Annotated in this window: 30 protein-coding genes, 1 pseudogene and 1 riboswitch; of the genes and pseudogenes, 24 read left to right on the top strand and 7 right to left on the bottom strand. The window is 44.0% G+C overall.

Annotated features, from left to right (window positions below; genetic code table 11):
• Nucleotides 1–788 (top strand): DUF3626 domain-containing protein (locus BCU12_RS10595; protein WP_102404253.1); only part of this gene is annotated, 788 nt, incomplete at its 5' end.
• Between the two features lie 251 nt (nt 789–1,039).
• Here the strand turns inward: BCU12_RS10595 and BCU12_RS10600 are convergent.
• Nucleotides 1,040–1,438 (bottom strand): YkgJ family cysteine cluster protein, encoded by a 399-nt coding sequence (locus BCU12_RS10600; protein WP_102404281.1) that lies wholly within the window; start codon nt 1,436–1,438, stop codon nt 1,040–1,042.
• An 852-nt stretch (nt 1,439–2,290) separates the two neighbouring features.
• On the opposite strand from BCU12_RS10600, the gene BCU12_RS10605 reads away from it, so the two are divergent.
• The 7 genes from BCU12_RS10605 (at nt 2,291) to BCU12_RS10640 (ending at nt 6,871) form a co-directional block, all read left to right on the top strand.
• Nucleotides 2,291–2,926, top strand: coding sequence for a CatB-related O-acetyltransferase (locus tag BCU12_RS10605; RefSeq protein ID WP_102404254.1), 636 nt, complete (start codon nt 2,291–2,293; stop codon nt 2,924–2,926).
• 361 nt (nt 2,927–3,287) lie between these two features.
• Nucleotides 3,288–4,043, top strand: coding sequence for a carbon-nitrogen hydrolase family protein (locus BCU12_RS10610; protein WP_102404255.1), 756 nt, complete (start codon nt 3,288–3,290; stop codon nt 4,041–4,043).
• Nucleotides 4,044–4,091: 48 nt separating this feature from the next.
• Nucleotides 4,092–4,586, top strand: a complete 495-nt coding sequence (locus BCU12_RS10615) for a GNAT family N-acetyltransferase (protein WP_102404256.1) — start codon at nt 4,092–4,094, stop codon at nt 4,584–4,586.
• Nucleotides 4,587–4,804: 218 nt separating this feature from the next.
• Nucleotides 4,805–5,221, top strand: coding sequence for a GNAT family N-acetyltransferase (locus tag BCU12_RS10625; RefSeq protein ID WP_102404258.1), 417 nt, complete (start codon nt 4,805–4,807; stop codon nt 5,219–5,221).
• Between the two features lie 261 nt (nt 5,222–5,482).
• The gene (locus BCU12_RS10630; RefSeq protein ID WP_102404259.1) at nt 5,483–6,079 is read left to right on the top strand and encodes a DJ-1/PfpI family protein; all 597 of its coding nucleotides are present in this window, start codon (nt 5,483–5,485) and stop codon (nt 6,077–6,079) included.
• Nucleotides 6,080–6,126: 47 nt separating this feature from the next.
• The gene (locus tag BCU12_RS10635; protein ID WP_102404260.1) at nt 6,127–6,573 is read left to right on the top strand and encodes a GNAT family N-acetyltransferase; all 447 of its coding nucleotides are present in this window, start codon (nt 6,127–6,129) and stop codon (nt 6,571–6,573) included.
• Between the two features lie 70 nt (nt 6,574–6,643).
• Nucleotides 6,644–6,871, top strand: coding sequence for a hypothetical protein (locus tag BCU12_RS10640; RefSeq protein ID WP_102404261.1), 228 nt, complete (start codon nt 6,644–6,646; stop codon nt 6,869–6,871).
• A gap of 80 nt (nt 6,872–6,951) precedes the next feature.
• Here BCU12_RS10640 and BCU12_RS23275 read toward each other — a convergent pair whose 3' ends face one another.
• Nucleotides 6,952–7,101: a hypothetical protein gene (locus BCU12_RS23275; protein ID WP_157939874.1), complete on the bottom strand. Its 150-nt coding sequence runs from the start codon at nt 7,099–7,101 to the stop codon at nt 6,952–6,954.
• Nucleotides 7,102–7,280: 179 nt separating this feature from the next.
• Between BCU12_RS23275 and BCU12_RS10645 the strand changes: the two genes are divergently transcribed.
• The 6 genes from BCU12_RS10645 (at nt 7,281) to BCU12_RS10670 (ending at nt 10,714) form a co-directional block, all read left to right on the top strand.
• A complete protein-coding gene (locus BCU12_RS10645) occupies nt 7,281–7,529 on the top strand; it encodes a hypothetical protein (protein ID WP_102404262.1) in 249 nt (82 codons plus the stop codon).
• 275 nt (nt 7,530–7,804) lie between these two features.
• The gene (locus tag BCU12_RS10650; RefSeq protein ID WP_102404263.1) at nt 7,805–8,494 is read left to right on the top strand and encodes an MOSC domain-containing protein; all 690 of its coding nucleotides are present in this window, start codon (nt 7,805–7,807) and stop codon (nt 8,492–8,494) included.
• 209 nt (nt 8,495–8,703) lie between these two features.
• Complete coding sequence (locus BCU12_RS10655; protein ID WP_102404264.1) at nt 8,704–8,919, top strand: hypothetical protein; 216 nt, start codon at nt 8,704–8,706, stop codon at nt 8,917–8,919.
• 110 nt (nt 8,920–9,029) lie between these two features.
• Nucleotides 9,030–9,644 (top strand): LysE/ArgO family amino acid transporter, encoded by a 615-nt coding sequence (locus BCU12_RS10660; protein WP_102404265.1) that lies wholly within the window; start codon nt 9,030–9,032, stop codon nt 9,642–9,644.
• Nucleotides 9,645–9,783: 139 nt separating this feature from the next.
• Nucleotides 9,784–10,062 carry an antibiotic biosynthesis monooxygenase gene (locus tag BCU12_RS10665; protein ID WP_102404266.1) on the top strand — a complete coding sequence of 93 codons (279 nt, stop codon included), beginning with the start codon at nt 9,784–9,786 and terminating at the stop codon, nt 10,060–10,062.
• A gap of 136 nt (nt 10,063–10,198) precedes the next feature.
• A complete protein-coding gene (locus BCU12_RS10670; protein ID WP_102404267.1) occupies nt 10,199–10,714 on the top strand; it encodes a lipocalin family protein in 516 nt (171 codons plus the stop codon).
• A 127-nt stretch (nt 10,715–10,841) separates the two neighbouring features.
• Here BCU12_RS10670 and BCU12_RS10675 read toward each other — a convergent pair.
• Nucleotides 10,842–11,726: pseudogene (locus BCU12_RS10675) on the bottom strand (zinc-binding dehydrogenase); the annotation flags it as partial.
• A 242-nt stretch (nt 11,727–11,968) separates the two neighbouring features.
• Between BCU12_RS10675 and BCU12_RS10680 the strand changes: the two are divergent.
• The 4 genes from BCU12_RS10680 (at nt 11,969) to BCU12_RS10695 (ending at nt 14,566) form a co-directional block, all read left to right on the top strand.
• The gene (locus BCU12_RS10680; RefSeq protein ID WP_102404269.1) at nt 11,969–12,571 is read left to right on the top strand and encodes a GNAT family protein; all 603 of its coding nucleotides are present in this window, start codon (nt 11,969–11,971) and stop codon (nt 12,569–12,571) included.
• A 134-nt stretch (nt 12,572–12,705) separates the two neighbouring features.
• Nucleotides 12,706–13,341: a LysE family translocator gene (locus tag BCU12_RS10685; RefSeq protein ID WP_102404270.1), complete on the top strand. Its 636-nt coding sequence runs from the start codon at nt 12,706–12,708 to the stop codon at nt 13,339–13,341.
• 106 nt (nt 13,342–13,447) lie between these two features.
• Nucleotides 13,448–14,062 carry a LysE family translocator gene (locus BCU12_RS10690; protein WP_102404271.1) on the top strand — a complete coding sequence of 205 codons (615 nt, stop codon included), beginning with the start codon at nt 13,448–13,450 and terminating at the stop codon, nt 14,060–14,062.
• Nucleotides 14,063–14,233: 171 nt separating this feature from the next.
• On the top strand, nt 14,234–14,566 hold the full coding sequence (locus BCU12_RS10695) for a zinc ribbon domain-containing protein YjdM (protein WP_102404272.1): 333 nt from the start codon (nt 14,234–14,236) through the stop codon (nt 14,564–14,566).
• Between the two features lie 95 nt (nt 14,567–14,661).
• Here BCU12_RS10695 and BCU12_RS10700 read toward each other — a convergent pair whose 3' ends face one another.
• Complete coding sequence (locus BCU12_RS10700; protein WP_102404273.1) at nt 14,662–15,204, bottom strand: Crp/Fnr family transcriptional regulator; 543 nt, start codon at nt 15,202–15,204, stop codon at nt 14,662–14,664.
• An 87-nt stretch (nt 15,205–15,291) separates the two neighbouring features.
• Here BCU12_RS10700 and BCU12_RS10705 point away from each other — a divergent pair, with 87 nt between their 5' ends.
• From BCU12_RS10705 to BCU12_RS10715, 3 genes are all read left to right on the top strand, one after another.
• Entirely contained in the window at nt 15,292–16,035 is a 744-nt protein-coding gene (locus BCU12_RS10705; protein WP_102404274.1) for an SDR family NAD(P)-dependent oxidoreductase, read from the top strand.
• Between the two features lie 63 nt (nt 16,036–16,098).
• A complete protein-coding gene (locus tag BCU12_RS10710; protein ID WP_241909807.1) occupies nt 16,099–16,527 on the top strand; it encodes a DUF2141 domain-containing protein in 429 nt (142 codons plus the stop codon).
• A gap of 10 nt (nt 16,528–16,537) precedes the next feature.
• Entirely contained in the window at nt 16,538–17,212 is a 675-nt protein-coding gene (locus BCU12_RS10715; protein ID WP_102404275.1) for a VTT domain-containing protein, read from the top strand.
• A 194-nt stretch (nt 17,213–17,406) separates the two neighbouring features.
• On the opposite strand, the gene BCU12_RS10720 is transcribed toward BCU12_RS10715, so the two are convergent.
• Nucleotides 17,407–18,888, bottom strand: a complete 1,482-nt coding sequence (locus BCU12_RS10720; protein WP_102404276.1) for a carboxypeptidase M32 — start codon at nt 18,886–18,888, stop codon at nt 17,407–17,409.
• A gap of 232 nt (nt 18,889–19,120) precedes the next feature.
• On the opposite strand from BCU12_RS10720, the gene BCU12_RS10725 reads away from it, so the two are divergent.
• On the top strand, nt 19,121–19,768 hold the full coding sequence (locus tag BCU12_RS10725; protein ID WP_102404277.1) for a LysE family translocator: 648 nt from the start codon (nt 19,121–19,123) through the stop codon (nt 19,766–19,768).
• Here the strand turns inward: BCU12_RS10725 and BCU12_RS10730 are convergent.
• On the bottom strand, nt 19,765–19,950 hold the full coding sequence (locus BCU12_RS10730; protein ID WP_102404278.1) for a hypothetical protein: 186 nt from the start codon (nt 19,948–19,950) through the stop codon (nt 19,765–19,767). The genes BCU12_RS10725 and BCU12_RS10730 overlap by 4 nt on opposite strands.
• 175 nt (nt 19,951–20,125) lie before the next feature.
• On the bottom strand, nt 20,126–21,502 hold the full coding sequence (locus BCU12_RS10735; protein WP_102404279.1) for a sodium:alanine symporter family protein: 1,377 nt from the start codon (nt 21,500–21,502) through the stop codon (nt 20,126–20,128).
• Between the two features lie 161 nt (nt 21,503–21,663).
• Nucleotides 21,664–21,775: riboswitch (glycine riboswitch) on the bottom strand.
• A 346-nt stretch (nt 21,776–22,121) separates the two neighbouring features.
• Between BCU12_RS10735 and BCU12_RS23470 the strand changes: the two genes are divergently transcribed.
• Together BCU12_RS23470 and BCU12_RS10740 are read left to right on the top strand one after the other, a co-directional pair.
• The gene (locus BCU12_RS23470; protein WP_198599310.1) at nt 22,122–22,280 is read left to right on the top strand and encodes a hypothetical protein; all 159 of its coding nucleotides are present in this window, start codon (nt 22,122–22,124) and stop codon (nt 22,278–22,280) included.
• 35 nt (nt 22,281–22,315) lie between these two features.
• Nucleotides 22,316–23,056 carry a chromosome partitioning protein ParA gene (locus tag BCU12_RS10740; protein WP_102404280.1) on the top strand — a complete coding sequence of 247 codons (741 nt, stop codon included), beginning with the start codon at nt 22,316–22,318 and terminating at the stop codon, nt 23,054–23,056.
• Nucleotides 23,057–23,209: the final 153 nt, after the last annotated feature.

The following is a 23,209-nucleotide window of genomic DNA, read 5'->3' on the forward strand; positions in this document are numbered from 1 at the left end:
CTCAAGGCCTTGAGTCTTCAATGGTCAGTGCTATTACTGTTAATTTCCATCCAGATCGCTTTACTGCTGAAAATAAACCGATACTTCAGGCTATTTCAGAGGATGGTTATCTGAAATCCCAATTTGAAACGGGTACAGGCAATGGGGGCTTGACCGCTTATGCTGGCGGTGAGCGTTGGCTGTGGGAACAACGTGTCTTTGATGGGGCATATGATGGCGCTCCAAATAGCCTTAGGCCCAAGTATGGTGCTTTAAACTTCAGAAATCATGAAACAGGCGCGTCTCCGCGTTTTGGTTCCTCATACTTTCAACTTAAACATCATGTCTCTGAGCGCACCACATTTTGCTACCCCGACAGTTATTTTGAGCCTGAAGATTTCGCTGTTTACAACCGAGTGTCCGTTTTAATCGAGAAAGCATTAGCGTCAAACTCAGATTTACTCGATGACTATTTCGAAGCGCACATACACGGGGAAGTATCGGTTAAAGATGACATCGAATGCCTTGTTCTAGACCCAATTTTCCGCGCTAGCCCTATCGAACAACAGGCTTTGGCACTGGGTGTTCCAATTAAATGGCATAATGGTTTTGAGCTCAGTCTTGAGAAAATGAGCAATTATCCTGACTATCGAAGCGAGCGTTACCTTGAGCTCGCTAAAGAACTCGCCCAAAGCGGAAAATTTAATGCGCAAATTCTTGGTTTAGCCGTTACAGAGCAGGGCTACGATGAGCAAGAAGTCAAAAAGGTGTGGCATTACTTGGCTCGGTTTGGCTATCAATCGGCATGAACATAACAAACGACTGCGATCCAAGCGCTAACTTTCAATGATGTATTCATATGGTAAGGCTTTATTTATGAATATTGGTTTTTCAAGCCCGGCACTTTTATAACACACCAGAACTTCACTAGGTCTACGTGTATCCATAAGTCGTAAGTGAGGATCTTCAAAAACAGGGTTAAATGACGTTGAGAAATCAGCGGCCTGGACAAAAGAGGCCGCATTCGTGCTCGGTCATCCTTAAATCCACTATTACTTCACTAACCGTGAGAAGGTCTGCTTAGCCTCATTAATTGGTCTAAATGGGTCTGAGCATTCTTTGGATTATCGAGGTCTACAGCCTCTATCATTTCACATCCATCACGCACCATTTCGTTAATGTAAGTTGGGTAATGGCGACAATCTTCAGGTCTATCAAGGTAAATGCTGCATGTGTACATGTCTTGGCTGTCTGACTTTTTCTTAGGGGCAATTTCAAGGAAAGGGCAATAGGACAGTTGAACCTTAGTTTTAGGGTCAAACCAGATTTTGCCATCTTTCACGTATTCGAATATTTCAGGGTTAAATAGCTCCCAAAGATCGATTTCTTCCTGAGTAGCAGCAAGATCGCCATCACCGTATTTAATACAGCATTTACCACATTGGTTACATTCTTTCATGAAGACACTCCGGTGCGGCTGCGCTCTGTTGGAATGATTATTTGATTGCAGATCGCCAGCCAACGATTGTACCACCGAAAGAGTTTCGTCGCCTGATACTATCGGTTCAGCTTGTCCCATTTGGGTAGTAGAGCCATACGGGGGTAATATCTTCGACTCAAGTTTTAAAATTATCTAGTTGTACGGTGATTTTCTTTGTACTTGGCTGACCTGCTTTGATTGAAAAACTCACTGTAATTTGATGTCAGTTTCACAGGCTCAATGCATGTTGCACAATGTTTCCTCTATACCGAACCCTTCGCCCGGATTAAAGTGTAGACACAATGAAGCTTGCGGGTATAGATCTAGCATGGAATGGCGAGAAGAATCCTACCTAAATTGCCGTAGGAAAACTGACAATTAAGGACTTAGCGTTAGACGCTCTAGAGCCTTCGGTATTTGGTCTCACTGCGATAAAGTCAATCATCGATTAGCATCAAGATCTCATGAGACTAGCCATTGATGCTCCTCTCGTTATTGAAAACCCAACGAGCTTGTGAAAAAGCGTTAAGTCGTGATTAGGGCTCTAGAAAAGCATCGGTCTTGGCTTCTATTTGGTGCCGTCAGTGTGCTTGTGCTCATTGGAGCGAATGCGGTATCGATGGGTTAATTATTTAAACGGATGGACAATGGCGTTACCCATTTATGTATGTTAACGCCTGTCCCTTTAGGCTCTTTCGTGTGCTACCATCAGCTTTTATTTTCCCAGAGCCAAATCATGCCATCTAACCCATTACTCAAGCAGCCAAGAATCCACTGACGATAGACGTGTTTTACTAATAGTCTTTATTTTTAAACAAGTTGAGGTTAAACATGCAAAACAAGCATTGGTCAAAGTTTCAATTGCTGCACGAAGTTGTCACTAATCCGAATATTATCGTTAAGGGAAAGCACAGTTATTACAGTGACTGCTGGGATAATGGTTTTGAGCAATCTGTCGTTAGATACCTGCATGGTGATGAAATGACTCGTGACCGTGAACCTAGGTGGGAGATAGATAAGCTCAATATCGGAGACTATGTCTGCATTGGCGCAGAGGTAGTGATCTTAATGGGTGGGAATCATACGCATCGGGCTGATTGGTTCTGTTTGTATCCATTTATGGACTTCATTGATGAAGCTTATGTAGGCAAAGGTGATACCGTCATTGGCGATGGTGCATGGCTTGGGATGAGAGCCATGATAATGCCTGGCGTTTCGATTGGGGAAGGGGCGATCGTTGCGGCGAACAGTGTCGTGACAAAAGATGTTGCTCCTTACAGTGTCGTTGGCGGGTCGCCTGCGACATTGGTGAAGACGCGCTTTGAGCCCGCTACTATCGAACAGCTCATTGCGTTGAAGATCTATGATTGGCCGGCTGAAAAATTTGAAGCCATAAAGCGCCACTTATGCGCCTCTGATATCGCGAAGCTGAAACAGGCTGTCATAGATTATGACGCCAATAACTAGCACCTAGTATCAACAAGTTGTTCATTTTTGAGTGAACGTCTAACCGGCCCAACGCTTGACCAAAATTGTCTCCGTTGGGCTTTTGTTTATTAGCTCTATGTGCACATTCAAATAACCTTTAATCGCCCGATTAAGGTGCCTTGGTGCGAAGACAGATTCTTTCATAAGCTCGATTACTGATTACGTTTATCTCTCATTTCTTAAACAAAGCTCTCTGTTACGTACTTTCAACTAGATTGCTCACAGTGAGTGATTTAGTATCGAAAGTGCACGCAATCTTTCCTGTTGTGGCAAGGAAAATCATCGGGAACGAAAACGGCTTGTAGAGTTTTTATGGAATACCTCATTAAGGATGTGTTAAATGACAATCGTGATTAGCCTCGCCCAGGTTCCTGTTGTTGAAGGGGATGTTCAAACCAATATTGCCAACCATCTTTTTCAAATTCAGCAATCTTCAGCCCATGGGGCCGACATCGTCGTTTTTCCTGAACTCTCGTTGACGGGCTACGAGCTTGATCGGGTACAAGACTGGGCAATGGCAAAAGAGCCGGAGCATTTTCACGAGTTATCACAAGCGGCCGTGGTCAATAAAATCGTGGTTATCGCAGGTTGCCCGTTGATTGCTGACACTTCTTCAAAACCGACGATTGGTGCGGTGATTTGTTATCCTGATGGACGCACGGAATTCTATTCAAAGCAGTACTTGCACACGGGTGAGGAACAATATTGTTCGGCGGGAAATCACGATTGCTTTATCGATGTAAAAGGGAGTCGCATTGCGTTGGCAATTTGTGCCGATTTCTCTAGTGACAAGCACTGGGGAAATGCTCATGAAAATGGCGCGGATATTTATATCGCCAGCGCACTCATTTCGGAGTCAGGTTTTCAGTCTGATTCGTGTCGACTTGCGGATATTGCGAAGGAAATTCAGTGTCCAGTTCTGCTGAGTAACCATATTTCTGAAACGGGTGGTTGGCAAGTTGCCGGAAACAATTCTATTTGGTCTTCAGACGGTCATGTCCAATACAGTTCGGACACGAAATCGCCGTCCATTTTTCTGTGTACGATAGCCAATCACAGTATCAGTACCGACACTTATTTCACCGAGAACATTTGAAGCGCTTATTGATGGCTAAACGTAAGAGATAAAAAGAAGGATAACGCATTGAGAATTCGCCATTTAGAACAAACAGACAGTAAAGATATCTTCGATATTTATAGCTTTACGTCGGTAACAGAATACACATCCCAGTTGCCTTATTTGAGTTCAAATCAGGTCGCGAGCCTGTTTGAAAACCCTGATAACTATACGCTTGTCGCAGAAACTGACGGTAAAGTCGTTGGACACGTAACCTTGTTTCTAGTGAGCAAGTCTCGGGAAAAGCACTGCGCAAGTATTGCGATATCTGTCCATCCAGAGTTTCAAGGGCAGGGTGTTGGAAAAGCTTTGATGATAGAAGCGATCAACCAAGCGGATAATTGGGTAAATTTGGTGCGCCTTGAACTTGAGGTACACACGAGCAATGAGGCTGCGGTGTCCCTCTATAAAACGGTAGGTTTTGAGATCGAGGGGACAAAGCGTATGAGCACTTTTAAAGGCGGGCGATACATTGATATGTATTTTATGGCGCGAATAGCACCGAGTTATCAGCCCATTTAGGCCGAGTTCCAATGATTGGTTGGCGTTATTGAAGAGGAAGGGCAATGGCTGTACTCATTTTGATTAATCTTATTTCTGTGGTTATTTGTTTTCTGGTTTCGAAGCGCCGTAGAGCCAATACGATATTTTGGTCGCTAACCGCTGTTTTGGTTGGCCCACTCGCGATACCTTTTGTTATTTTCTCAAAGCCTGTAGCTAGGAATAAGTGACGGTGTGTCATGGAATTTCAACTAGATTTTAACCCCACTGAACGTGATATCACCGACATTAGAGCCGGGCTGATAGAACACAATAAACCTTTTCTGCAAGGTGTGAACAAGGAGATGGTTGCGTGTTACGCGCTTGATGGTGACGTTAAGATCGCTGGGGTCATTGGCGATGTGTGGGGCAATTGGCTTTTGGTTAAATATCTTTGGGTCGATGCGTCAGTCAGGGGAGAGCGCATTGGAAGTGAACTACTAAAGCGAATAGAACAGTGCGCCGTTTCAAAAGGGTGCCAATCCGCATTGGTTGATACACTCAGCTTTCAAGCCAGACCGTTTTATGAAAAGCACGGCTATCAGTGTCAAATGGTGTTGGAAAACTATCCTCTAGATTCCGCTCTCACTTTCCTGACTAAATCGTTAAATCGTTAAATCGTTAAATCGTTAAATCGTAATAGCGCGATTTGTATTGGACACGCTTATTTTATTGGTGGTAAACAAGGTACTGAGTTTACGGATTGAATTCACGCACAGGAGTCATTTGCTTTATCTCTGTATCTGCTTGGATTTTGGCAGCTCTACGGCCACTGACTAAGTCATATTCACTTAGAGTCGTCACCTCAATTTTCTGTTCTTTATCGAGCAGCGTATCAGCTAATAAATGGCAACAACGTAGCAAAAGGATAAAACCGCATGGATATCGCAATACTCACTTTCGAAGGCTTTAATGAACTGGACTCTTTTATCGCGGCAGGAATTCTAAACCGCATGAAACCAATGGGTTGGAACGTTCAAATTACGAGCCCTAGTCCATCTGTGACGTCGATGAATGGGATAAAAATAGACGCACAGCAACCATTGGAGTTCGCCAATAAAGCGGATGTGGTTCTTTTTGGTAGTGGGATTCTCACTAGAGAGATTGCCAACAATAGTATGATTATGTCACGCCTGAAGCTTGACTCTAGTCAGCAGTTGATTGGTGCTCAATGCTCCGGAACGTTAATGATGTCAGTACTTAATTTGTTGGATGGAAGACCAGCGTGCACGGACCTGACAACCAAGCCTTGGGTGATTGATGCCGGAGTGGACGTGTTAGAGCAGCCATTTTATGCAAGTGGAAATATGGCGACAGCCGGCGGTTGTTTGTCTTCTCAGTACTTGGCAACTTGGGTGATCAGCAAGCTGGCTAGCCCGGTCGAGGCGAGAGAGGCCATTTATTACGTTGCTCCTGTAGGGGAGAAGCAAAATACGGTAGAGCATTGCATGTCAGTGGTTCAACCCTATTTATGAATTGATGTAACGATTTTAGATATTTAGGAAAGAAAGGAGTGGGTAAGATGGCGCTGATTCGCTTAGCGGTAGAAGATGACTTGAGTGGAATTTTATCCTTGTACAAAGAGCTACGAGGAAATGATCCTGTAGTTTCAGAAACTGAATTAATGACTACATGGCATGACATGTTAGCGAATCCGAACACCCAACATATCGTGGCTGAAATTGATGGTCAATTGGCATCAACGTGTCAGCTTGGTCTTGTTCCAACGGTCACTAATGCAGGTAAATCATTTGGGATTATTGAGCATGTCATTACCAGTGAGCATTTCAGACGACGAGGTTTGAGCCAAAAGGTAATGGAAAAAGCGCTTGAGCTTGCGTGGGAACTAAACTGCTACCAAGTCGTCTTATTGTCAGGAGAGACACGTTTTTCAGCGCACAAACTGTACGAAAAAGTAGGCTTTCAGGCGGGCATTGAAAAAGGGTTCGTGATCAAAGCGCCCAACTAGTAAGGCTTTGTGTTTCAAATTTGAATGGTGGCATTCTGAAGTTGTTCACCCATTACACTAAGGATGTTTTATGAAAACTTTATTGATTGAAACGTTTGTTGATGGAAATCAAGATGATACAGTCAAGGTGCCACTGACTCTAGCGCAAGCAGCACTCGCGTCACTGTCTAAGCGATTCAGTGTTGATCAGGTTGAAATGGTTAAATTAGCCTTGGCCACAGAAGATTTTCATGGCGTCATTCTTGAAGTGGAAGAGCAACGAACGAATGAGAGAATGGTGCTTTCTATTATTCACTAGCATCGTACCTTCGCCATTTTCATATCCTCTGCGTAGCATTAGCATTAGCATTAGCATTAGCATTAGCATTAGCATTAGCATTAGCAGTAGGGCGTTCTTACTGGCTGTTCTAAGTCAATCTCTGATAGGGCATTGGCAACATTCCAAATCTTAATATTGAACGCTATCCCTTCATTTTCTCCCCCCTCCCAAAAAAAGGTTTTCCTAAAGCCAATGTGAACCAATCGCATTGACTTCGCCTTTACTTGCTTTGCAATTGGCGGAGTTGATAATTAAATCAATGTGTTATAGTTTCTCTAATGTGTCTCTACCTCACCTGAGACAATGCAAAACCAGATATCACTTTTAGGAATGAGCCAATCCTAAACTTCAATTTTGCTATTGAAACATTTGACCTTAGGAATCAAAGATGATGAATGAAAAAAGCAAGGCGCTGTATTGCGGAAAGTGCAATCAATCGACTGAGCACGCAGCATTGACTCCATCAGAAGTGGAAGCGCAAACAAAGAAGAAGAACGCTTGGCACTATCAACTCTTGAGCTTGATTGCAGGGATTGTCTTTAGCACCGACGACACAACAAACCACATTAGCTATTATCGCTGCGCAGTCTGCGGTTCAGATTATCAAGATCGAGAATCCATGCCTCACGGCTTTTAACGGCTGAACGGTGCCATGGCTTAATATTATTCTATTAGGTAAGAGCTAAACCTCATCCTTTTATTAGGTACTGCTGGTGGAAACATGACTGCTCTTGGGCTTGAACATCGGTAGATTATTGCGTTTATATGTTTCGGCGTGTAAAGAATGAATATGTCCATTAAGCGCAGGTTTTTAAACAAGAATCCCAATAATTAGATACGCCTATTATTCAGCGTCGGCCTGTACTGTGGTATTTTATTTTCATAATAACCCAATCTCGCGAAGAATCAATAATGACGAATACAGTTCATCTCAATGGCATTTACCGTGGCGAAGTTCAAAGCTGCTACGGGTTTGAAACCGCAATCAACAAACGTCTAGTAGAAGGGGCGGTTTACCTTTCGAATGAAGGATTAGAGGGAGACCAGTGTGCGGATCAGCGTCATCATGGTGGTACTGAACGAGCCTTGCACCAATACCCAATCGAGCACTACCAATACTGGAAAGAAAAGCACGGCGCAGATATTGATTGGCAAGCCCCTGGCATGGGAGAAAATATCAGTTCAGAAGGCATGACTGAAGAATCCGTTTGTATTGGGGATCAATATCGCTGGGGTGAAGCCATTATTGAGGTGAGTCAGCCGCGCTCTCCTTGCTTTAAGCTTAATAAGCGATGGGGAGTGGACGATTTATCGGTTGATATGCAAACAATCAGTCGCTGTGGTTGGCTCTATCGAGTCATTCGCCCAGGAATGGTGAGTGCTGATTCGCCGCTAGAGTTAGTCGGCCAAGTAGACAACCCACTGTCTATAAAAGAAGTCTGTGACATCTTCTTTGGTGATCCTTTGAACAAAGAGGGATTAGCTATGCTGAAGCAGCAAAGTAAGCTTTCTGATAGCTGGATGTCGAAAGTTATGGAGAGAATCGCGACTGAAAAAGTGGAAAACTGGGATTTCAGGTTGCTAGGCTATTCTCGTCAATAAAATAAACGCGTGTGATCGTTGAGTTACGTGCGCTTAAACAGGCCTAATTGGGATAGGCCTGTTTTTTGAGTCATTGTCGCACATCAATAAAACCCTGAATGCTATACATTATTTGATAACAAGGGGTGATAACTGTTAACTGTCTTCAAGTATGCCTGCCTAACTATCGCTAACATGGTATCAAGTTGATCACATTAGGGATGATTGTTATGGAGAACAAATTCAAAAGCAAAGCCATTGTTATCGCATCGAGTCTGACATTCGCTATTGGTTTTATGCTTTTAACCCTCTCTTCGTTTGCTTTAGTGGCTATGTTGGTGATTCATGCATCGTTTTCAATGTTTGTTTTACACGCCTCTGAACTAAGAGCGTTATCGAAACAGAACACGGATTTAGAGTCAGATGCCTACCTAGAAGGGCAGTAAACTGTTCGTAGATGTTTTCATTTTCAGCGACTCTAACTCTCTCATTTATGATGGTATTTGCTAGGAAGGTGTAATAGTCTTTCCAAAAATTAGTTCATGGATTGAGCGCAATGACCACATTCTTAGCAGGATTCTCCTTGGGCCTATCATTGATTTTAGCGATAGGCTCTCAAAATGCGTTTGTACTAAAGCAAGGTTTGAAAAATCAGCATGTGTTCATTGTATGTGCTGTGTGTGCTTTATCTGATGCGCTTCTTATTAGTTTTGGTGTCGCAGGCTTTGGCGTCATAGTTCAGCAGTTTCCTCAAATTGAAGTGGTTGCGCGCTATGGTGGCGCTATCTTTTTGGCTTTGTATGCGTTTTTGAGTTTTAAATCATCACTCACCGCAACCCATGCTTTAGAGACGAGCCTAGAATCGAAGAGTTCTCTTTCAAAAGTGGTGGTGATGTGTCTAGCGTTTACTTGGCTAAATCCCCATGTCTATCTCGATACTGTTGTACTGCTTGGATCCATTTCAACGCAATATCACCCGAATCAAACGGTTTTTGCCTTGGGCGCAGTGTGCGCTTCCTTTGTTTTCTTTTTCTCTCTTGGCTATGGCGCCAGGTTACTCGCACCCTTGTTTGAGAAGCCAAAGGCATGGAAAATATTGGAGTTTATGGTCGGCGTAATTATGGTGAGCATTGCGTATTCGTTAGTCCAAGGCGTAAAGAGTCATCATTAGTTAACGCTTTGGTATCGAAGTGGTTAGCGAATACGCTTTCGAGTTCAGTGATGGACGTCTATCGTGATAATTCAACACGGGCTATTCTTGGGTTGTGATCAGGCAACCAATCTCTCATTTAAAAGGAAACTGAAGCGGTATGGGCAAAGTTGTTTTGCAAGGCTACATAGTGATACCTGAAGCGGATCTCACAAGTGTGAAGCAGGCATTGATCACTCACATTGATCTCACGCGAGCAGAAAAAGGGTGTTTGGTCTTTCATGTGACACCGCATGAAGAGGACTTGTATCGTTATGACGTCTATGAGGAGTTTGTCGACAGATTGGCATTTGAGAGCCACCAAAATCGTGTGCGCACTTCTGAATGGGGGCGAGTGACGGAAAATGTTGAGCGCTACTACACGCTATCTGAAGATTGAATGTTTTGAGCTAGGGGCACGATAAAAGGTTATTTTTTAACAGTTTTAGTGATCGGTTTACGCGATGGATTCGTAAGTAAAAAGTAACTGTAAGAATAATTATAAATGACATCAGATGAATGTCTAGGAGAAGAATGTGCATAAATTGCTTGTGATTATGGTTTCATTTGCGTTGTCGGGTTGCTTGGGGATGCCAGAGAGAGTGACGCCAGTCTCTGGTTTTCAGTTAGAAGAGTATTTGGGGGAGTGGTACGAAGTGGCGAGGTTGGATCATTCATTTGAAGAAGGGTTGAGCCAAGTCAGTGCGAACTACACTCTGAAAAGTGACGGCGGTGTTCGCGTTATCAATCGGGGTTATTCTCAAGAGGACGATGAGTGGCAACAAGCAGAAGGAAAGGCCTATTTCGTTAATGAAAGCAATGAAGGGTATTTGAAAGTATCGTTTTTTGGCCCCTTCTATGGTTCATATGTCGTGTTTGATCTCGACAAAGAGAACTACCAATACGCATTCGTGTCAGGCCCTAACAACGAATACTTATGGCTGTTAGCAAGAACAAAGACCGTAGACTCGGCGCTTAAAGATCGCTTTCTTACTATGTCTAAAGAAAGAGGCTTCAACACCGATGAGATTATTTGGGTCGACCAGAATTAGTCTCCAACAGGTTTAGGCTAGAGCGAATCGGGCTTTGTATTCACGTTGAGTACAAAGCCCGTTTAATTTTCATGGTGGCACTTAGAGAAGAAGCGAACGTGTTTCTTTATCTAGCCGGAGTGCTTTTCTAGGTCTCATTTTTTACGCGTAACACAATTTTACCCGCATGCCCTTTTTCTAAGAAGAATGACTGCGCGGCGTTTATCTCATTTAAAGAAAACGATTTCGCCACGATGGGCTGTATTTGGCCTTGCTCGATGTAGTTAACTAGGTTCTGGAAGACAGGCTTTTCAAGTACAGTACAGCCGAAGAAGCTTAAGTCTTTGAGGTAAAGAGTACGCACATCCAGTTCAACCATCGCACCGGCAATCGCTCCTGATACCGCATAGCGGCTACCTGGTTTTAATACCTCTAAAAGCTGTGGCCATTGTGGCCCTGCCACTAAATCAACGACGACATTTACGCTGTTTTCACCCAATGCCTCCACTAGATTTTCGCCTCGAAAGACAATCCGATCCGCACCGCACCTAAGTCTAATAGTTGCTGCGCTTTTTTGGGGGCTTGTAATTGCGATAACCTGCGCGCCACGCGCTTTTGCCAATTGAATGGCCGCAGAGCCGACGCCACCAGATGCGCCTGAGATCAGCACGGTGTCTTTTGAACAAACATTGGCTCTCGTTAACATGTTCTCAGCGGTTGAGTAAGAGCAGGGGAACGAGGCGAGTTCAATGTCTGTTAACTCACTCTTCACCGCATAGGCGTGTTGAGTATCTACCACGGTATACTCGGCGAATCCACCATCACATTCTGAACCGTAATACCAAGGAGAACGTAGATCTTCGCTATTGGCTCTACTCAAACAAGGCTCAATGATAACGCGTTGACCAATACGTTTATCATCAACGTTTTTGCCGGCAGCGACGATGGTTCCACAAACGTCCGCCCCTTGGATTCTAGGGAAGCTAAGGGTATCACCCGACCAACTCGCATCATCGCCGTCAGCGTTGCATGAATTTCTGGCGAGTAACGCCGCTGCGCCACAGTAAGGGAAATGATGGGCGTGGTGACTCATTCACGCTTTTATTGCTCACGATTATGATTTCGAGTCATGTTGCGTAATCATTTGAATATAAACAGTAAAGTGCGATAGAGTGTTTTTAGACGCATGTACTTTTAGATGGACGTGTTGTTGGCTTATCAATGTAACTAGAAATCAATGCGTAAAGTGATCATGAAAACCACAAGGAATTGGTAATGCAAACTGAACAATGGTTAACCGAAACGGAGCTGAAAGGGCACGTTGTCACATTAATACCGCTGCGTAGGAGTCATGCGAATGACTTACTTGAGGCAGCCTCAGACGGTGAGTTATGGAATCTGTGGTTCACTTCTGTGCCTACAGACCAAACCGTTGAAAGCTATATCGAGTTTGCGCTCTCTGAGCAAAAGGTAGGTCGCTCACTTCCCTTCGTTGTGGTCGATAATCTATCGCAAAAAGTGATCGGTACAACACGCTATTGCAATGCAGATACAAAAAATAAGCGCGTCGAAATAGGGCACACCTGGTATGCAAAGCGATGTCAAAAAACGGCGGTAAACACTGAATGTAAGCAGCTCTTGTTGGCTCATGCCTTTGAGAGTTTATCTGCCATCGCTGTCGAATTTAGAACGCACTGGCACAACCAAGCTTCGCGTGCGGCCATCACGCGTTTAGGGGCAAAACAAGACGGAGTTTTACGTAACCATCAACAAATGGCTGACGGCAGTTATCGAGACACAGTCGTTTTCTCGATTATTAACAATGAATGGTTATCTGTGAAGGCGAATTTGAAGCACAAACTTACTCGCTATCGTTAGATTTCATTGTTGAAAATCTCTTAATTGCTACAAGGGTTGATACGACTTAGACCGTTTATATGACAATATAGTCGGCTAACCGAGTGATACACAAACGGCATAGAGTTAACGCCGAACACATTTATGGAGTGAACATGGACGTACAGACATTATTACTATTTGCCATCGCCTCTTTGTCAATCAACCTGATTCCAGGTCCCGATGTCGTTTATATCGTTTCAAATAGTATGAAGGGTAAGCTCGGCATAGGATTAAAAGCAGCGCTAGGGCTTGGCGTCGGGTACTTTTTCCATACATTCGCAGCAGTGGTCGGCTTGTCAGCGTTGGTCCTCAACTCCGCAATTGTTTTTAGTATCGTCAAATACTTAGGTGCAGCCTATCTTCTCTATCTTGGCGTAATGTCGGTGAGAAACATGCTCAAGGGCACGTCGTCATTTTCAGTAGAAGCGGGCTCTGGTTCAGATAAAGGGATATTTAAACAAGGGGTTATTGTCAGTATTTTGAATCCCAAAGTCGCCTTGTTTTTCCTATCTTTTTTACCACAGTTTGTTGATGTGAACAGTGGCTCAGTCACCATGCAATTATTAATTTTGGGCACATTGTTCAGTGGCTTAGCAACCTTATGCAATATAGTCTATGCGGTGGTTGGAAGTTGGTTGTTCAGTAACCCTAAGATGGCTCGCTATACACGTGTTATTGAGGGTGTTTCTGGCGGGTTACTGATCGTTCTTGCTGGAAAAATCGCGTTAAGTAAAAACGCGATTGATTAGGTGATCCGTTCAATAAATAGCATTCGAAAAATCGCACACAAACGTTGTAAACGAGTGCTTTGAAATTTAGCCCTGATAAGGCTCAATGGAATGATAGAGACATACGATGGATATCTGGACGCTACTATTTTTTATCCCAGCTTGCTTTGCGTTGAATATGACCCCAGGGCCGAATAACCTTTTATCGATGAACAATGCGCGATGCTTTGGCTTTCGCGCGGCGTGTTTTGCTGGGGTGGGGCGTATTTGGGCTTTTGCTGGAATGATTGCATTGGCGGCATCAGGGTTAGCTGTCGTACTGTATACGTCTGAAGTGCTATTTTTTGCCATTAAGGTGGTTGGTACTCTTTATCTACTGTGGATTGCGTTTAACTTATGGCGCAGCGAAGCTAGCCCAATTGCACAGGTTGAACAAGACCAAAGTCGATTTGAATTGGCTAAGCAAGAGTTTCTACTCGCGGCCGGAAACCCAAAGGCGATATTGATCTTTACGGCCTTTTTGCCACAGTTTGTGAATGTTCAAGAGAGTGTGAATCAACAATTTTTTGTATTAGGCGGCATATTCCTTTTGCTGGAAATGCTCGCTATTTCACTCTATTCCTTGTTTGGAATGTATCTAAGGCATTGGTTTTCAAAACCTGAAATGGCGAAGCGCTTTAACAAAGCTTGCGCCACGTTTCTCGCTTTTTCTGGTGCAAACCTGCTTATGTCTCGGCAGTAAAAAGTCTGGTACTCACACATTTTCCTTATCTTGAAATGCTGATTGCTCAGCCTTTGAGTCATCGTTTTTATTACTATCATCGGCGCAATCGGAAACCTAAAAAATGCTCGCTAAGGCTGAATAGAGTCATTATGATAGTGAGCAAATCAGTTAACTAAAAATCACCTATTTATGTCTATTCCTCCATGCCCGGCTTGCCAATCTACCTTTGTTTATCAAGATCAAAATCAGCTTATCTGTCCTGAATGTGCCCATGAGTGGAATCCTCAAGAGCTCGAAGAAAACGCCTTTAAAGTACACGATGTGAATGGTGCGCTGTTGGAAGAAGGCATGAAAGTGACACTGATAAAAGACCTGAAAGTGAAAGGCAGCTCGCTCATCATGAAAATTGGCTCTAAAGCTATCATTAAGCGAATCATTGAGGGCAAAGATCATCAGCTCGATTGTAAGGTGGATGGCATTGGTGAAATGCTCGTGACGGCTAAATATGTAAAGAAGGCGTAATCATCTTTCTTACTATTGGATTGCTCGTCTCGGATGAGCAATTCATATATGAACAAGTAACACATTGAATTTCCTTATAATGAACGGATCTTATTTCACTTGGAAGGATTGGAATTTAATAGGCGATGCTTTATTCGGCTGAGGCCAACCGGTGTCACGCCAAGGTATCGAGCAATATCGTTTTGAGTGACTTTCTCCATTAAATCTGGCGATTTGGCTATCAAGTCTTGGTAGCGCTGCTCTGCACTAAGACATAGCAGCTCTCGTTCTCTTGCCTCTTTTTTCATCGCAAACGCTAATAAGAGGTCGATAATTTCTCGAGCCAGTTGGTGGTTGCTTTGGCTTTGCAGATAAAGCTGCTCAAAATTGAATTTGAGTACCTGTGTCGGCTCTAAACAGATCAGGCCAAATGTTGTTTTTTGCTTTTGATACGCGGCTGACATACTACCAATGACATCACCATCACTTAGGAATGATTTAACGCGTTCTTGTCCGTCTGACGTGAGATAATACGCTTTTACCACCCCCTGCTTTATTAGATACAACGAATCGTCATTCTCACCTTGCATGAACACATGCTCTCCAGCTGCCTTGGCAATTGGCTGCCCTTCGCAGTTAATAAATTTAGAAAATTCCATCCGTTTTAACCCAAGTTAACGCTGAACGCTGATTGATTGTTTAGATTGCTCACTAGCTTAAAGCATACAGCGAAAAGGGAGAAGCGAGTGAAATTATTAAACCAAGTTATTGTTATCACTGGAGGCACATCAGGTATTGGTCTTGAGATCGTGAAACGATTATGCAAAGCCAATGAAGTGATAGTACTGGGCCGAGACGAAGAGAAGCTGGATAAACTGGTTTCAACCTACGGAGTAAAAACTTTTAGAGTAGATCTTAGTGACATCAGTGATGTGGAGTGGGCCGCCAATGAACTGATAAAGCGCTTCCCAAAGATAAACATGCTCATCAATAATGCAGCGGTTCAGTTTCCAGCGGCATTCAATAGTGATGACTTTAATTATGAAACGATTCAATCGGAGATCGTAACGAATTTCACGTCAATATGCAGTCTTTGCTATCTCCTACTGCCTGCTTTGATGAATACAGAGAGTGAAGATTCGAATAAAAATGTCATCCTCAATGTTAACTCAGGCCTTGCGATAGCGCCTAAAACCTCCTCAGCGGTGTATTGCGCGACAAAGGCAGCGCTCAACTCTTTTTCTATCTCCTTACGGTACCAACTAGAGGGCTCCAATGTTGATGTGCAACAGGCTTTGATGCCGCTGGTTGATACGAAAATGACTGAAGGGAGAGGGAAAGGAAAGATGACGGTACAAGATGCCGTCGATCAACTGCTCAGTGGTGTGGTGAATGGTGTTCAAGACAACGACATTGGGAAAGTTCGAGTCCTTCGTTTGTTGAATAGACTCTCGCCAAAGGTGGCGTCGAAGCTAATGAAAACGGCTTAGAACATCTAACTATGTAGTGGGTGAGACACATAGCGCGAGAGATGGATAGATAAGGAAACGATAATGAATTGGAAACTAGCATGCTTAGGAGTATTACTGATGAGCAAAACGACAGGTGCAATATCAAGCGAAATAACGGTAACAGGGATTGAACATAAGCGAGGTGGAAACATCATCGTTTTTATCTTCACCGATGACGGGTTCCCGAAGCAGCATGATCGAGCGGTTCATCAACAAACACTCAAGGCGCAGAGTGAGACGATGCAGTTTCACTTTGAGGTGAATGAAGAAGAAGTCGCCATTAAAGTGCTTCATGATGAAGATGAAAATGGGCGCGTCACGAAAAATTGGACGGGGATTTATCCCGCAGAAGGGTTGGGTTTTTCCAATAAGCAAAAGGTCACATTAACAGGCGCACCGGTTTACAAGCGCTCGAAGATTAATGCGTCAGAGCTTGGTTCAGGTCTCAGCATTGAAATGGTATACCCATAGGAGATGGCCCATGAAACCGCTAATTAAAGCGATGTTGATACTCGCAGCGATATTTGCAACGACCTTCGTATTGTTAAAAGTGACGGGCGTTTTGAGCATTGAACAAATCGAATCGTGGCTAACTCACGCACAGGCACTTTCTCCACTTTATGTGGGTGGGCTGACCGTCGTGTTGTTACTTGCTGACATTGCCATCGCTATGCCTACCCTGACAGTAACCGTGCTAGCCGGCTTCTTTTTAGGCAGCGGCTTAGGGGCGTTATTTGCCATTGTAGGCATGAGTCTCGCAGGTCTTGCTGGTTACGGCTTAGGTAAGCGTTATGGAGACAGAGTCCTTCTATTTCTACTGAAAGATGAAGCCAAGATTAATGAAGCGAAGTCTGCATTCCAAAGAAACGGGTTGGGAATGATTTTGCTAAGCCGAGCCGTACCAATATTACCTGAGGTAACAGCATGTTTAGCAGGGGCAACAAACATGACGTTGTCACGATTTATGTTTGCATGGCTTCTGAGTTCGGTGCCGTATTGCATGATTGCAGCGTATTCCGGCTCAATCAGTTCATTGGGTAACCCGAAGCCTGCGCTGATCACTGCTGCCGTTTTGACCGCGAGCCTTTGGGTCGGATGGTATTTTTTTAGAAAGACCAAGCTAAAAAGAGTAGAAAACGAGACAAACCTGGTTTGATTACATGAGTGAATTGTATAGAAGACCCGAAACTTACAACCATAGTGTGCTTGGTTTGTTTTCTGTCTAGTAAAGTGGGCTACCCAAATACTATCAAGTTCTTGGGTAGCCCTGCGCAAACATCCGCTTAATGGCACGTTTACTGAGCACTCCACTAAAAGTGCTTGCGCACTCGGTTCCATTCAGTCATTCAATTAAAGATAGCGAGCTCTCAAGTGATCTTGGAAAAACTGAGCGTTGAGTGTTTCACCCGTAGCTTGCTTAACCAACTCATCCGTCGTTAATAAGCTGCCTTTGCTCCAAATATTGTCGCCTAGCCAAGTGAATATTGGCGATAGGTCACCAGATTCAATAGCGCCATTTACATCAACGGTTTTAGTCATTGATGACATAAACTGAGCGGCATACATTGCACCTAATGTGTAGCTAGGGAAATAGCCAAATGCGCCGTCTGTCCAGTGAATGTCTTGCATACACCCATTTTTAAAGTTGCCGTCGGTGGATAAACCTAAATACTGCTGCATTTTTTGATTCCACAGTTCAGGCACGTCAGTGTGTTTGATCTTTCCGTTTATCAAGTCACGTTCTATTTCATAACGTAAGATGACGTGCGCAGGGTAGGTCAGTTCATCGGCATCCACTCGGATAAAGTCCTTTTTCACACGTGTGTACAGCTTTTGGAAGTTATTAAATCCAAACAATGATGCGTCATGTGAAGAAAACTGCTTACCAGCCAGTGAGGCTAGGTGTTGAATGAAGGCATCACTGCGACCCACTTGCATCTCGAAAAATAGAGATTGGGATTCGTGGATGCCCATAGAACGAGCTTCACCCGTAGGAAGACCCGACAACGATTTTGGTAAGCCTTGCTCATATCGTGCATGTCCGGTTTCGTGAACGATCCCCATTAACGATTGAACAAATTCAGATTCATCATACCTTGTCGTAATCCTTACGTCAGAAGGCACTCCGCCACAGAAAGGGTGGACACTTTCATCTAAACGGCCATGCTCAAAATCGAACTGCAGCAGTTTCATTACTTCTAACCCAAGTGCTTTTTGGTGCTCCGTTTCAAAGCGCCCTTCAGGGCTAATGAATGCCTCAGATTTCTGTTTTTCGATAACGTCATCAATGAGGGATGGCAGCCACGTTTTTACATCAGAAAAGAGCGCATCAAGTGAGGCCGATGTCGTACCAGGTTCATAGATGTCAAGCATGGCATCATACGGTGAAAGGCCAGTGGCTTCGGCTCTGATTTGGGCTTCTTCTTGAGAAAGCTTGACGACTTCAGACCAGTTTTTTTCAAACCCTTGCCAATCGTTGCTTCCACGTTGGCTACGCCACGCATGTTCGCATTGAGATCCGGCAAGCGATTTCGCTTGAACCAAGGCCTCAGGAAGAACATTGGCTTGCTGCCATTGGCGTTTCAACTCGCGAAGCGACGATGTGTCTTGTGCGTTTAGAGATTCTGCTTCGGCTTTCTCAAACCATTCAGCCAGTTGAGGTTGGGTAAGCAAACCATGAATATGGACGGACAACTGCGCCATCGCTTCCGAGCGAGCTTGGTTGCCTCCCGATGGCATCATTGACGCCTGATCCCACCCGCAGATAGCCGCTAGGTGATTAAAGTGTGAGATGGTTTTTGAGTGTTCTACAAGTTTTTGAAATGCGCTCATACGAAAGCCTTCCATGACGAAGAAAAGTGACTTAAGTGTATCAATCTTTTAGTGATTCTCAAGGAGGTAAGAATCCTCCTGCTTTCTTATGGCAATAAACCATGAAAGAATCGGAGATAAATGGTGGAAGAGCCAGTGTAGAAACCAAGTAACGTCAATTTAACAGTAGCTTTTGTTCAAACAACTGGTTATTTTTGAAGATTCATTGAAACCCAGTTAACTGAGCTTGCTTATGTCCATTATCAATATCGAAGCCTTTATTATCGCTATTACTATCTTAACGCTCACACCAGGGCTAGATACGGCCATGGTATTGCGTAATACCTCTCGAGGAGGTTTATCGGATGGTGTGGTGACCAGTTTCGGTATTTGTAGCGGGTTGTATGTGCACGCTTTGTTCTCTGCTATTGGTATTTCCGCTATTTTGGCGCAATCAGCGGAGTTGTTTCAGCTCGTGAAAATGATTGGCGCGGGGTATTTGATATGGCTTGGTATCAATAGTCTTCGGGCGATGCGCAGTGGGCACTCCGCACTCAGTGTGCATTCTAGTAATATTGGACAAGTAGAACGTTTTCGTTCATTTAGAGAGGGCTTCTTGTCTAACGTGTTGAACCCTAAAACGGCGGTTTTCTATCTTGCTTTCCTTCCTCAGTTTATCGATCCGAATGGCTCGGCATTGATGCAATCGTTCCTAATGGCTTCGATTCACTTTGTTATTGCTATGCTTTGGCAGTGCGGGTTATCTGGTGCCTTGAATCAAGCCAAATCCTTACTTAACAACGCAAGCTTTTTAAAATGGATGGAAGGGACAACAGGGGCGGTATTGGTTTTGCTGGGTATTAAACTGCTGCTGGAAGACTCGCCAGTGGAGCCAAGTTAGCGGGTTTCATGGGTTAGCCATGCGAAAGCCAGTATTGCCGCCAATAGGCTAACCAACAATGTGAGAACAAGAGTAACGGGTGAGAAACCGATGTCTGTGGCAATCGGCCATGAGAACAGAATTAAAGAAAGGACCACTAACAATATTCCAAGCGCTGTTTTGTCTTGTAGTTTGTCAAACATAGCCATCCTCCATGATGTTTTTGTTCCCTCCTAGTGAGCATAGAACAAAAACAGCCCAATAACGCAGAGATTTAGCTTCTCACCATTTGTAGACTCTCTATTTGCAGAAAAGGCAAGCGATGTATCGTGCTTGCCTTTAAAGTGAGTCACTCAGCCTTGATTCTTTTAAACCCAGTTATATTGTCACTTTTGCAGGTGAAGCAGAGGTGGCGATGGTTGAAAAGTAACGCTTCGTTTCTTCAATCACGACATGGCGAAGAGCGATAAGGCCAATCAGGTTAGGGATTGCCATTAAGCCATTGACGATGTCGGCAATAATCCAAATCATATCAAGATGCAAGAATGCGCCAGAAGCAACCAAGGCAATGAAGATGATCTTGTACGGCAGTACGGCTTTCGTTCCTAGTAAGAAAACCACACAACGTTCGCCGTAGTAGTTCCAGCCTAAGATGGTGGTGAAAGCAAAGAACATTAAGCCGATGGAAACCATCATTGGGCCGAACGTATCTGAACTTAACCCTTCCGCGAATGCGTGTGTAGTCATCGCTGCGCCCGAGAAATCACTTTGCCAAGCTCCTGTTAGGATCAATGCCAACCCCGTCATTGTGCAGATAATGATGGTATCAAAGAAGGTACCTGTCATTGATATCAGGCCTTGCTTCACGCAAGAGTCCGTCTTTGCTGCTGCTGCCGCCATCGGCGCACTGCCGAGCCCCGATTCATTAGAGAAGACACCACGAGCGATACCCGATTGAATGGCAAGCATAATGCTCGCACCCAAGAAGCCGCCGCTTGCCGCCGTTGGAGTGAATGCAGACACTAAGACTAACTCGACGGCATCAAAAAGCTTGTCGGCATTAAGAATGATCACGCTTGCACAGGTCACCACATAAAAAACAGCCATGACAGGTACGACTTTTCCAGCAACCTTTGCGATCGATTGGATACCACCAAGTGTTACGCACGCGACGAGTATAGTGAGAATGGGCGCTGAGACCTCTCGGCCAACACCAAATGAAAGTTCGCTGGCGTCAAGAATGGCATTAACTTGTGGAAATGTACCTATACCAAAGCAAGCTACACCAAGGGCGAATACCGCAAACATCACCGCGAGAGCTTTAGATCCCACGCCGTATTGCAGGTAGTACATAGGGCCGCCGACCATCTGGCCGTTTGCATCCACTTTTCGGTATTTTACCGCCAGTAAACACTCCGCGTACTTGGTCGCCATACCGAATATGGCAGCCAACCACATCCAAAAGAGTGCACCAGGCCCACCCAATTTAATGGCTGTTGCAACACCGACTATGTTACCCGTGCCTATGGTTGCTGAAAGTGCTGTACAAAGTGCGGCGAAACTCGACACATCGCCTTTACTTTTGGTATCGGAATTTCTTGAAAAGACCAGCTTCAATGCGGTTGGTAGGTGTCGAAATTGAAGTAAACCTAAACGAAAAGTGAAGTAAAGACCGGTACCCACGAGCAAGATTAGAAGCGGTGGCCCCCAAATGAAGTGGTCGATTGATTGAAGAATAGATTGAATGTTGTTCATGATTTCCCCTTAAAAAAACAAAATATAAGGAGAAGAGGGAAAGGGTGTGACGCATCGTTAGAAATCACACAAAATAACGATTCAGTAAACCTGAGGCTATTGGTTACGCTTAGTTTTGCACTTGCCACTTTTTAATCGCAACAAGAAACGTTGTAAGGTCTTTCCACTCCTCTGTCCTTTTGCCTGAGAGTTTCACTTTGTCGAGACAAAGCTTGCTCCTTCGGCGACCGATTTCTACAACAAAGTAGTACGGTTCTCTCCAGAGGTTCCTCCAACAACAGTCCACGCTTTTCTAATTTTCATTAGTACAAAGCACCTGAAAGATTTACTTCTTCGGTGGGTAATGCTAACCAGTTGTTAATTTCTGGTTAAATACCGCTCTCCTGCAGTCTTCATCGGAACAATTGCCTTGGTTAGGCAATTTGCAGCGGTGATAGTACTGAATACAGCATGCGATGTCACTAGCAAAAAATCTGATTGCGTATTTAATCTCCAGTTAGAAGTGCAGAAGTCTAATCTTAACTTATTCGCAGAGGCGAAATAGTATAAAATAGAAAGACATGCTCCGTTTTTGTACGGATGTTTCTGGGGCATAAACGGTGTTAATGGAGGAAAGGGAATGACTAGGTTACTGGCGATTGTTTTTATATCTGCATTGACGTTTATCCTAATTCGTTATCGCACTAACGAAAAAGTACAAAAAGGCATTGCCGTGACATTGGTGGTAGGTTTCTTGCTTTATACTGCCTCTATTATGGTTACAGAACTAATACGATAGTGAATTTGATGTATCGCTGTTTCTAGGAGAAGAAATTGAGCAAGCAAAATGATATTGAACAATTTGATGGCGACGATGTTGTTGTCGTCGAAGAGCGAGATAAACGAACTTATTTGTACATAGTGATCGCTTGTTTGATTGGGCTTGCTTTGGGTGGGCTTATAGGCTCGGCGACAACGGCAAAGAAGTGGGAACAAACCTATCATGTGCTGGAGGCCCAGTACCAACAGCTGCTGACGGATAAAAAGCAGTTGGTTGTTGAGGTGGAAGAGAAGGTTGCCAAAATTGACGACAAGTTAGCCGAGAAAATGAAACAGGAACTCACTAGCGAAAAAGAGAAGCACAAGCTAGAAATAGAAAAGCTCGAAGAGCTTGTTGCCGAACTTGAAAAGGTGAACTTATCTTTAGAGGCACAAGTCTCAAGCCAAACGGAATTGATTGCCGATGCCGATAATCAGAATAATCGTTTGAGCCGCCAAGCGGATATGCAAGCCAGTATGTTTGAGCGCTCGCGTGAGCTTTTCCAAAAAGAGTTACGAATCCAACAGGAAGTTGAAGATCTCGATCAAGAACGCGAAAAGCTGTTGCCGATTATCGAGACACTCAAAGCTCAGTGCGACGTTTATCTGGATGGCACGTCATGGGATGCGAAGTCTGACTCTTGTGACAAACAAGATGAAGCCAATTCTCGCTTAAGTCAGATCAATCAAATGCTTCAAGTACATAAGATGGACCTGAAAGAAATTGAAGCGCTTTCTGACGAATTGGGCTTGTAAAACCAAGTCTTACTTTCGAGAATATACTCATCTTTCAGCGCGAATCTAAGGCCTCTTTCTAGAGGCCTTTTTATATGCATCTGATAAGTAATTGAAAAGTATAGGGGGGATAAAAACGCAGGGGATTTATTTGATTTGTGTATATCGCGTCTA

It is taken from the genome of Vibrio sp. 10N.261.55.A7, assembly GCF_002877365.1.
Classification (GTDB): domain Bacteria; phylum Pseudomonadota; class Gammaproteobacteria; order Enterobacterales; family Vibrionaceae; genus Vibrio.

What these genes read in the sequence shown, in the direction of transcription:
- BCU12_RS10625 (WP_102404258.1), top strand. Translation starts at nt 4,805, where the DNA reads ATGGAATTTCAACTAGATTTTAACCCCACTGAACGTGATATCACCGAC.
- BCU12_RS23470 (WP_198599310.1), top strand. Translation starts at nt 22,122, where the DNA reads ATGACTAGGTTACTGGCGATTGTTTTTATATCTGCATTGACGTTTATC.
- BCU12_RS10680 (WP_102404269.1), top strand. Translation starts at nt 11,969, where the DNA reads ATGCAAACTGAACAATGGTTAACCGAAACGGAGCTGAAAGGGCACGTT.
- BCU12_RS10605 (WP_102404254.1), top strand. Translation starts at nt 2,291, where the DNA reads ATGCAAAACAAGCATTGGTCAAAGTTTCAATTGCTGCACGAAGTTGTC.
- BCU12_RS10690 (WP_102404271.1), top strand. Translation starts at nt 13,448, where the DNA reads ATGGATATCTGGACGCTACTATTTTTTATCCCAGCTTGCTTTGCGTTG.
- BCU12_RS10645 (WP_102404262.1), top strand. Translation starts at nt 7,281, where the DNA reads ATGATGAATGAAAAAAGCAAGGCGCTGTATTGCGGAAAGTGCAATCAA.
- BCU12_RS10630 (WP_102404259.1), top strand. Translation starts at nt 5,483, where the DNA reads ATGGATATCGCAATACTCACTTTCGAAGGCTTTAATGAACTGGACTCT.
- BCU12_RS10660 (WP_102404265.1), top strand. Translation starts at nt 9,030, where the DNA reads ATGACCACATTCTTAGCAGGATTCTCCTTGGGCCTATCATTGATTTTA.
- BCU12_RS10665 (WP_102404266.1), top strand. Translation starts at nt 9,784, where the DNA reads ATGGGCAAAGTTGTTTTGCAAGGCTACATAGTGATACCTGAAGCGGAT.
- BCU12_RS10655 (WP_102404264.1), top strand. Translation starts at nt 8,704, where the DNA reads ATGGAGAACAAATTCAAAAGCAAAGCCATTGTTATCGCATCGAGTCTG.
- BCU12_RS23275 (WP_157939874.1), bottom strand. Translation starts at nt 7,101, where the DNA reads ATGCGATTGGTTCACATTGGCTTTAGGAAAACCTTTTTTTGGGAGGGG.
- BCU12_RS10725 (WP_102404277.1), top strand. Translation starts at nt 19,121, where the DNA reads ATGTCCATTATCAATATCGAAGCCTTTATTATCGCTATTACTATCTTA.
- BCU12_RS10685 (WP_102404270.1), top strand. Translation starts at nt 12,706, where the DNA reads ATGGACGTACAGACATTATTACTATTTGCCATCGCCTCTTTGTCAATC.
- BCU12_RS10695 (WP_102404272.1), top strand. Translation starts at nt 14,234, where the DNA reads ATGTCTATTCCTCCATGCCCGGCTTGCCAATCTACCTTTGTTTATCAA.
- BCU12_RS10720 (WP_102404276.1), bottom strand. Translation starts at nt 18,888, where the DNA reads ATGAGCGCATTTCAAAAACTTGTAGAACACTCAAAAACCATCTCACAC.
- BCU12_RS10610 (WP_102404255.1), top strand. Translation starts at nt 3,288, where the DNA reads ATGACAATCGTGATTAGCCTCGCCCAGGTTCCTGTTGTTGAAGGGGAT.
- BCU12_RS10640 (WP_102404261.1), top strand. Translation starts at nt 6,644, where the DNA reads ATGAAAACTTTATTGATTGAAACGTTTGTTGATGGAAATCAAGATGAT.
- BCU12_RS10715 (WP_102404275.1), top strand. Translation starts at nt 16,538, where the DNA reads ATGAAACCGCTAATTAAAGCGATGTTGATACTCGCAGCGATATTTGCA.
- BCU12_RS10700 (WP_102404273.1), bottom strand. Translation starts at nt 15,204, where the DNA reads ATGGAATTTTCTAAATTTATTAACTGCGAAGGGCAGCCAATTGCCAAG.
- BCU12_RS10730 (WP_102404278.1), bottom strand. Translation starts at nt 19,950, where the DNA reads ATGTTTGACAAACTACAAGACAAAACAGCGCTTGGAATATTGTTAGTG.
- BCU12_RS10650 (WP_102404263.1), top strand. Translation starts at nt 7,805, where the DNA reads ATGACGAATACAGTTCATCTCAATGGCATTTACCGTGGCGAAGTTCAA.
- BCU12_RS10735 (WP_102404279.1), bottom strand. Translation starts at nt 21,502, where the DNA reads ATGAACAACATTCAATCTATTCTTCAATCAATCGACCACTTCATTTGG.
- BCU12_RS10710 (WP_241909807.1), top strand. Translation starts at nt 16,099, where the DNA reads ATGAATTGGAAACTAGCATGCTTAGGAGTATTACTGATGAGCAAAACG.
- BCU12_RS10635 (WP_102404260.1), top strand. Translation starts at nt 6,127, where the DNA reads ATGGCGCTGATTCGCTTAGCGGTAGAAGATGACTTGAGTGGAATTTTA.
- BCU12_RS10600 (WP_102404281.1), bottom strand. Translation starts at nt 1,438, where the DNA reads ATGAAAGAATGTAACCAATGTGGTAAATGCTGTATTAAATACGGTGAT.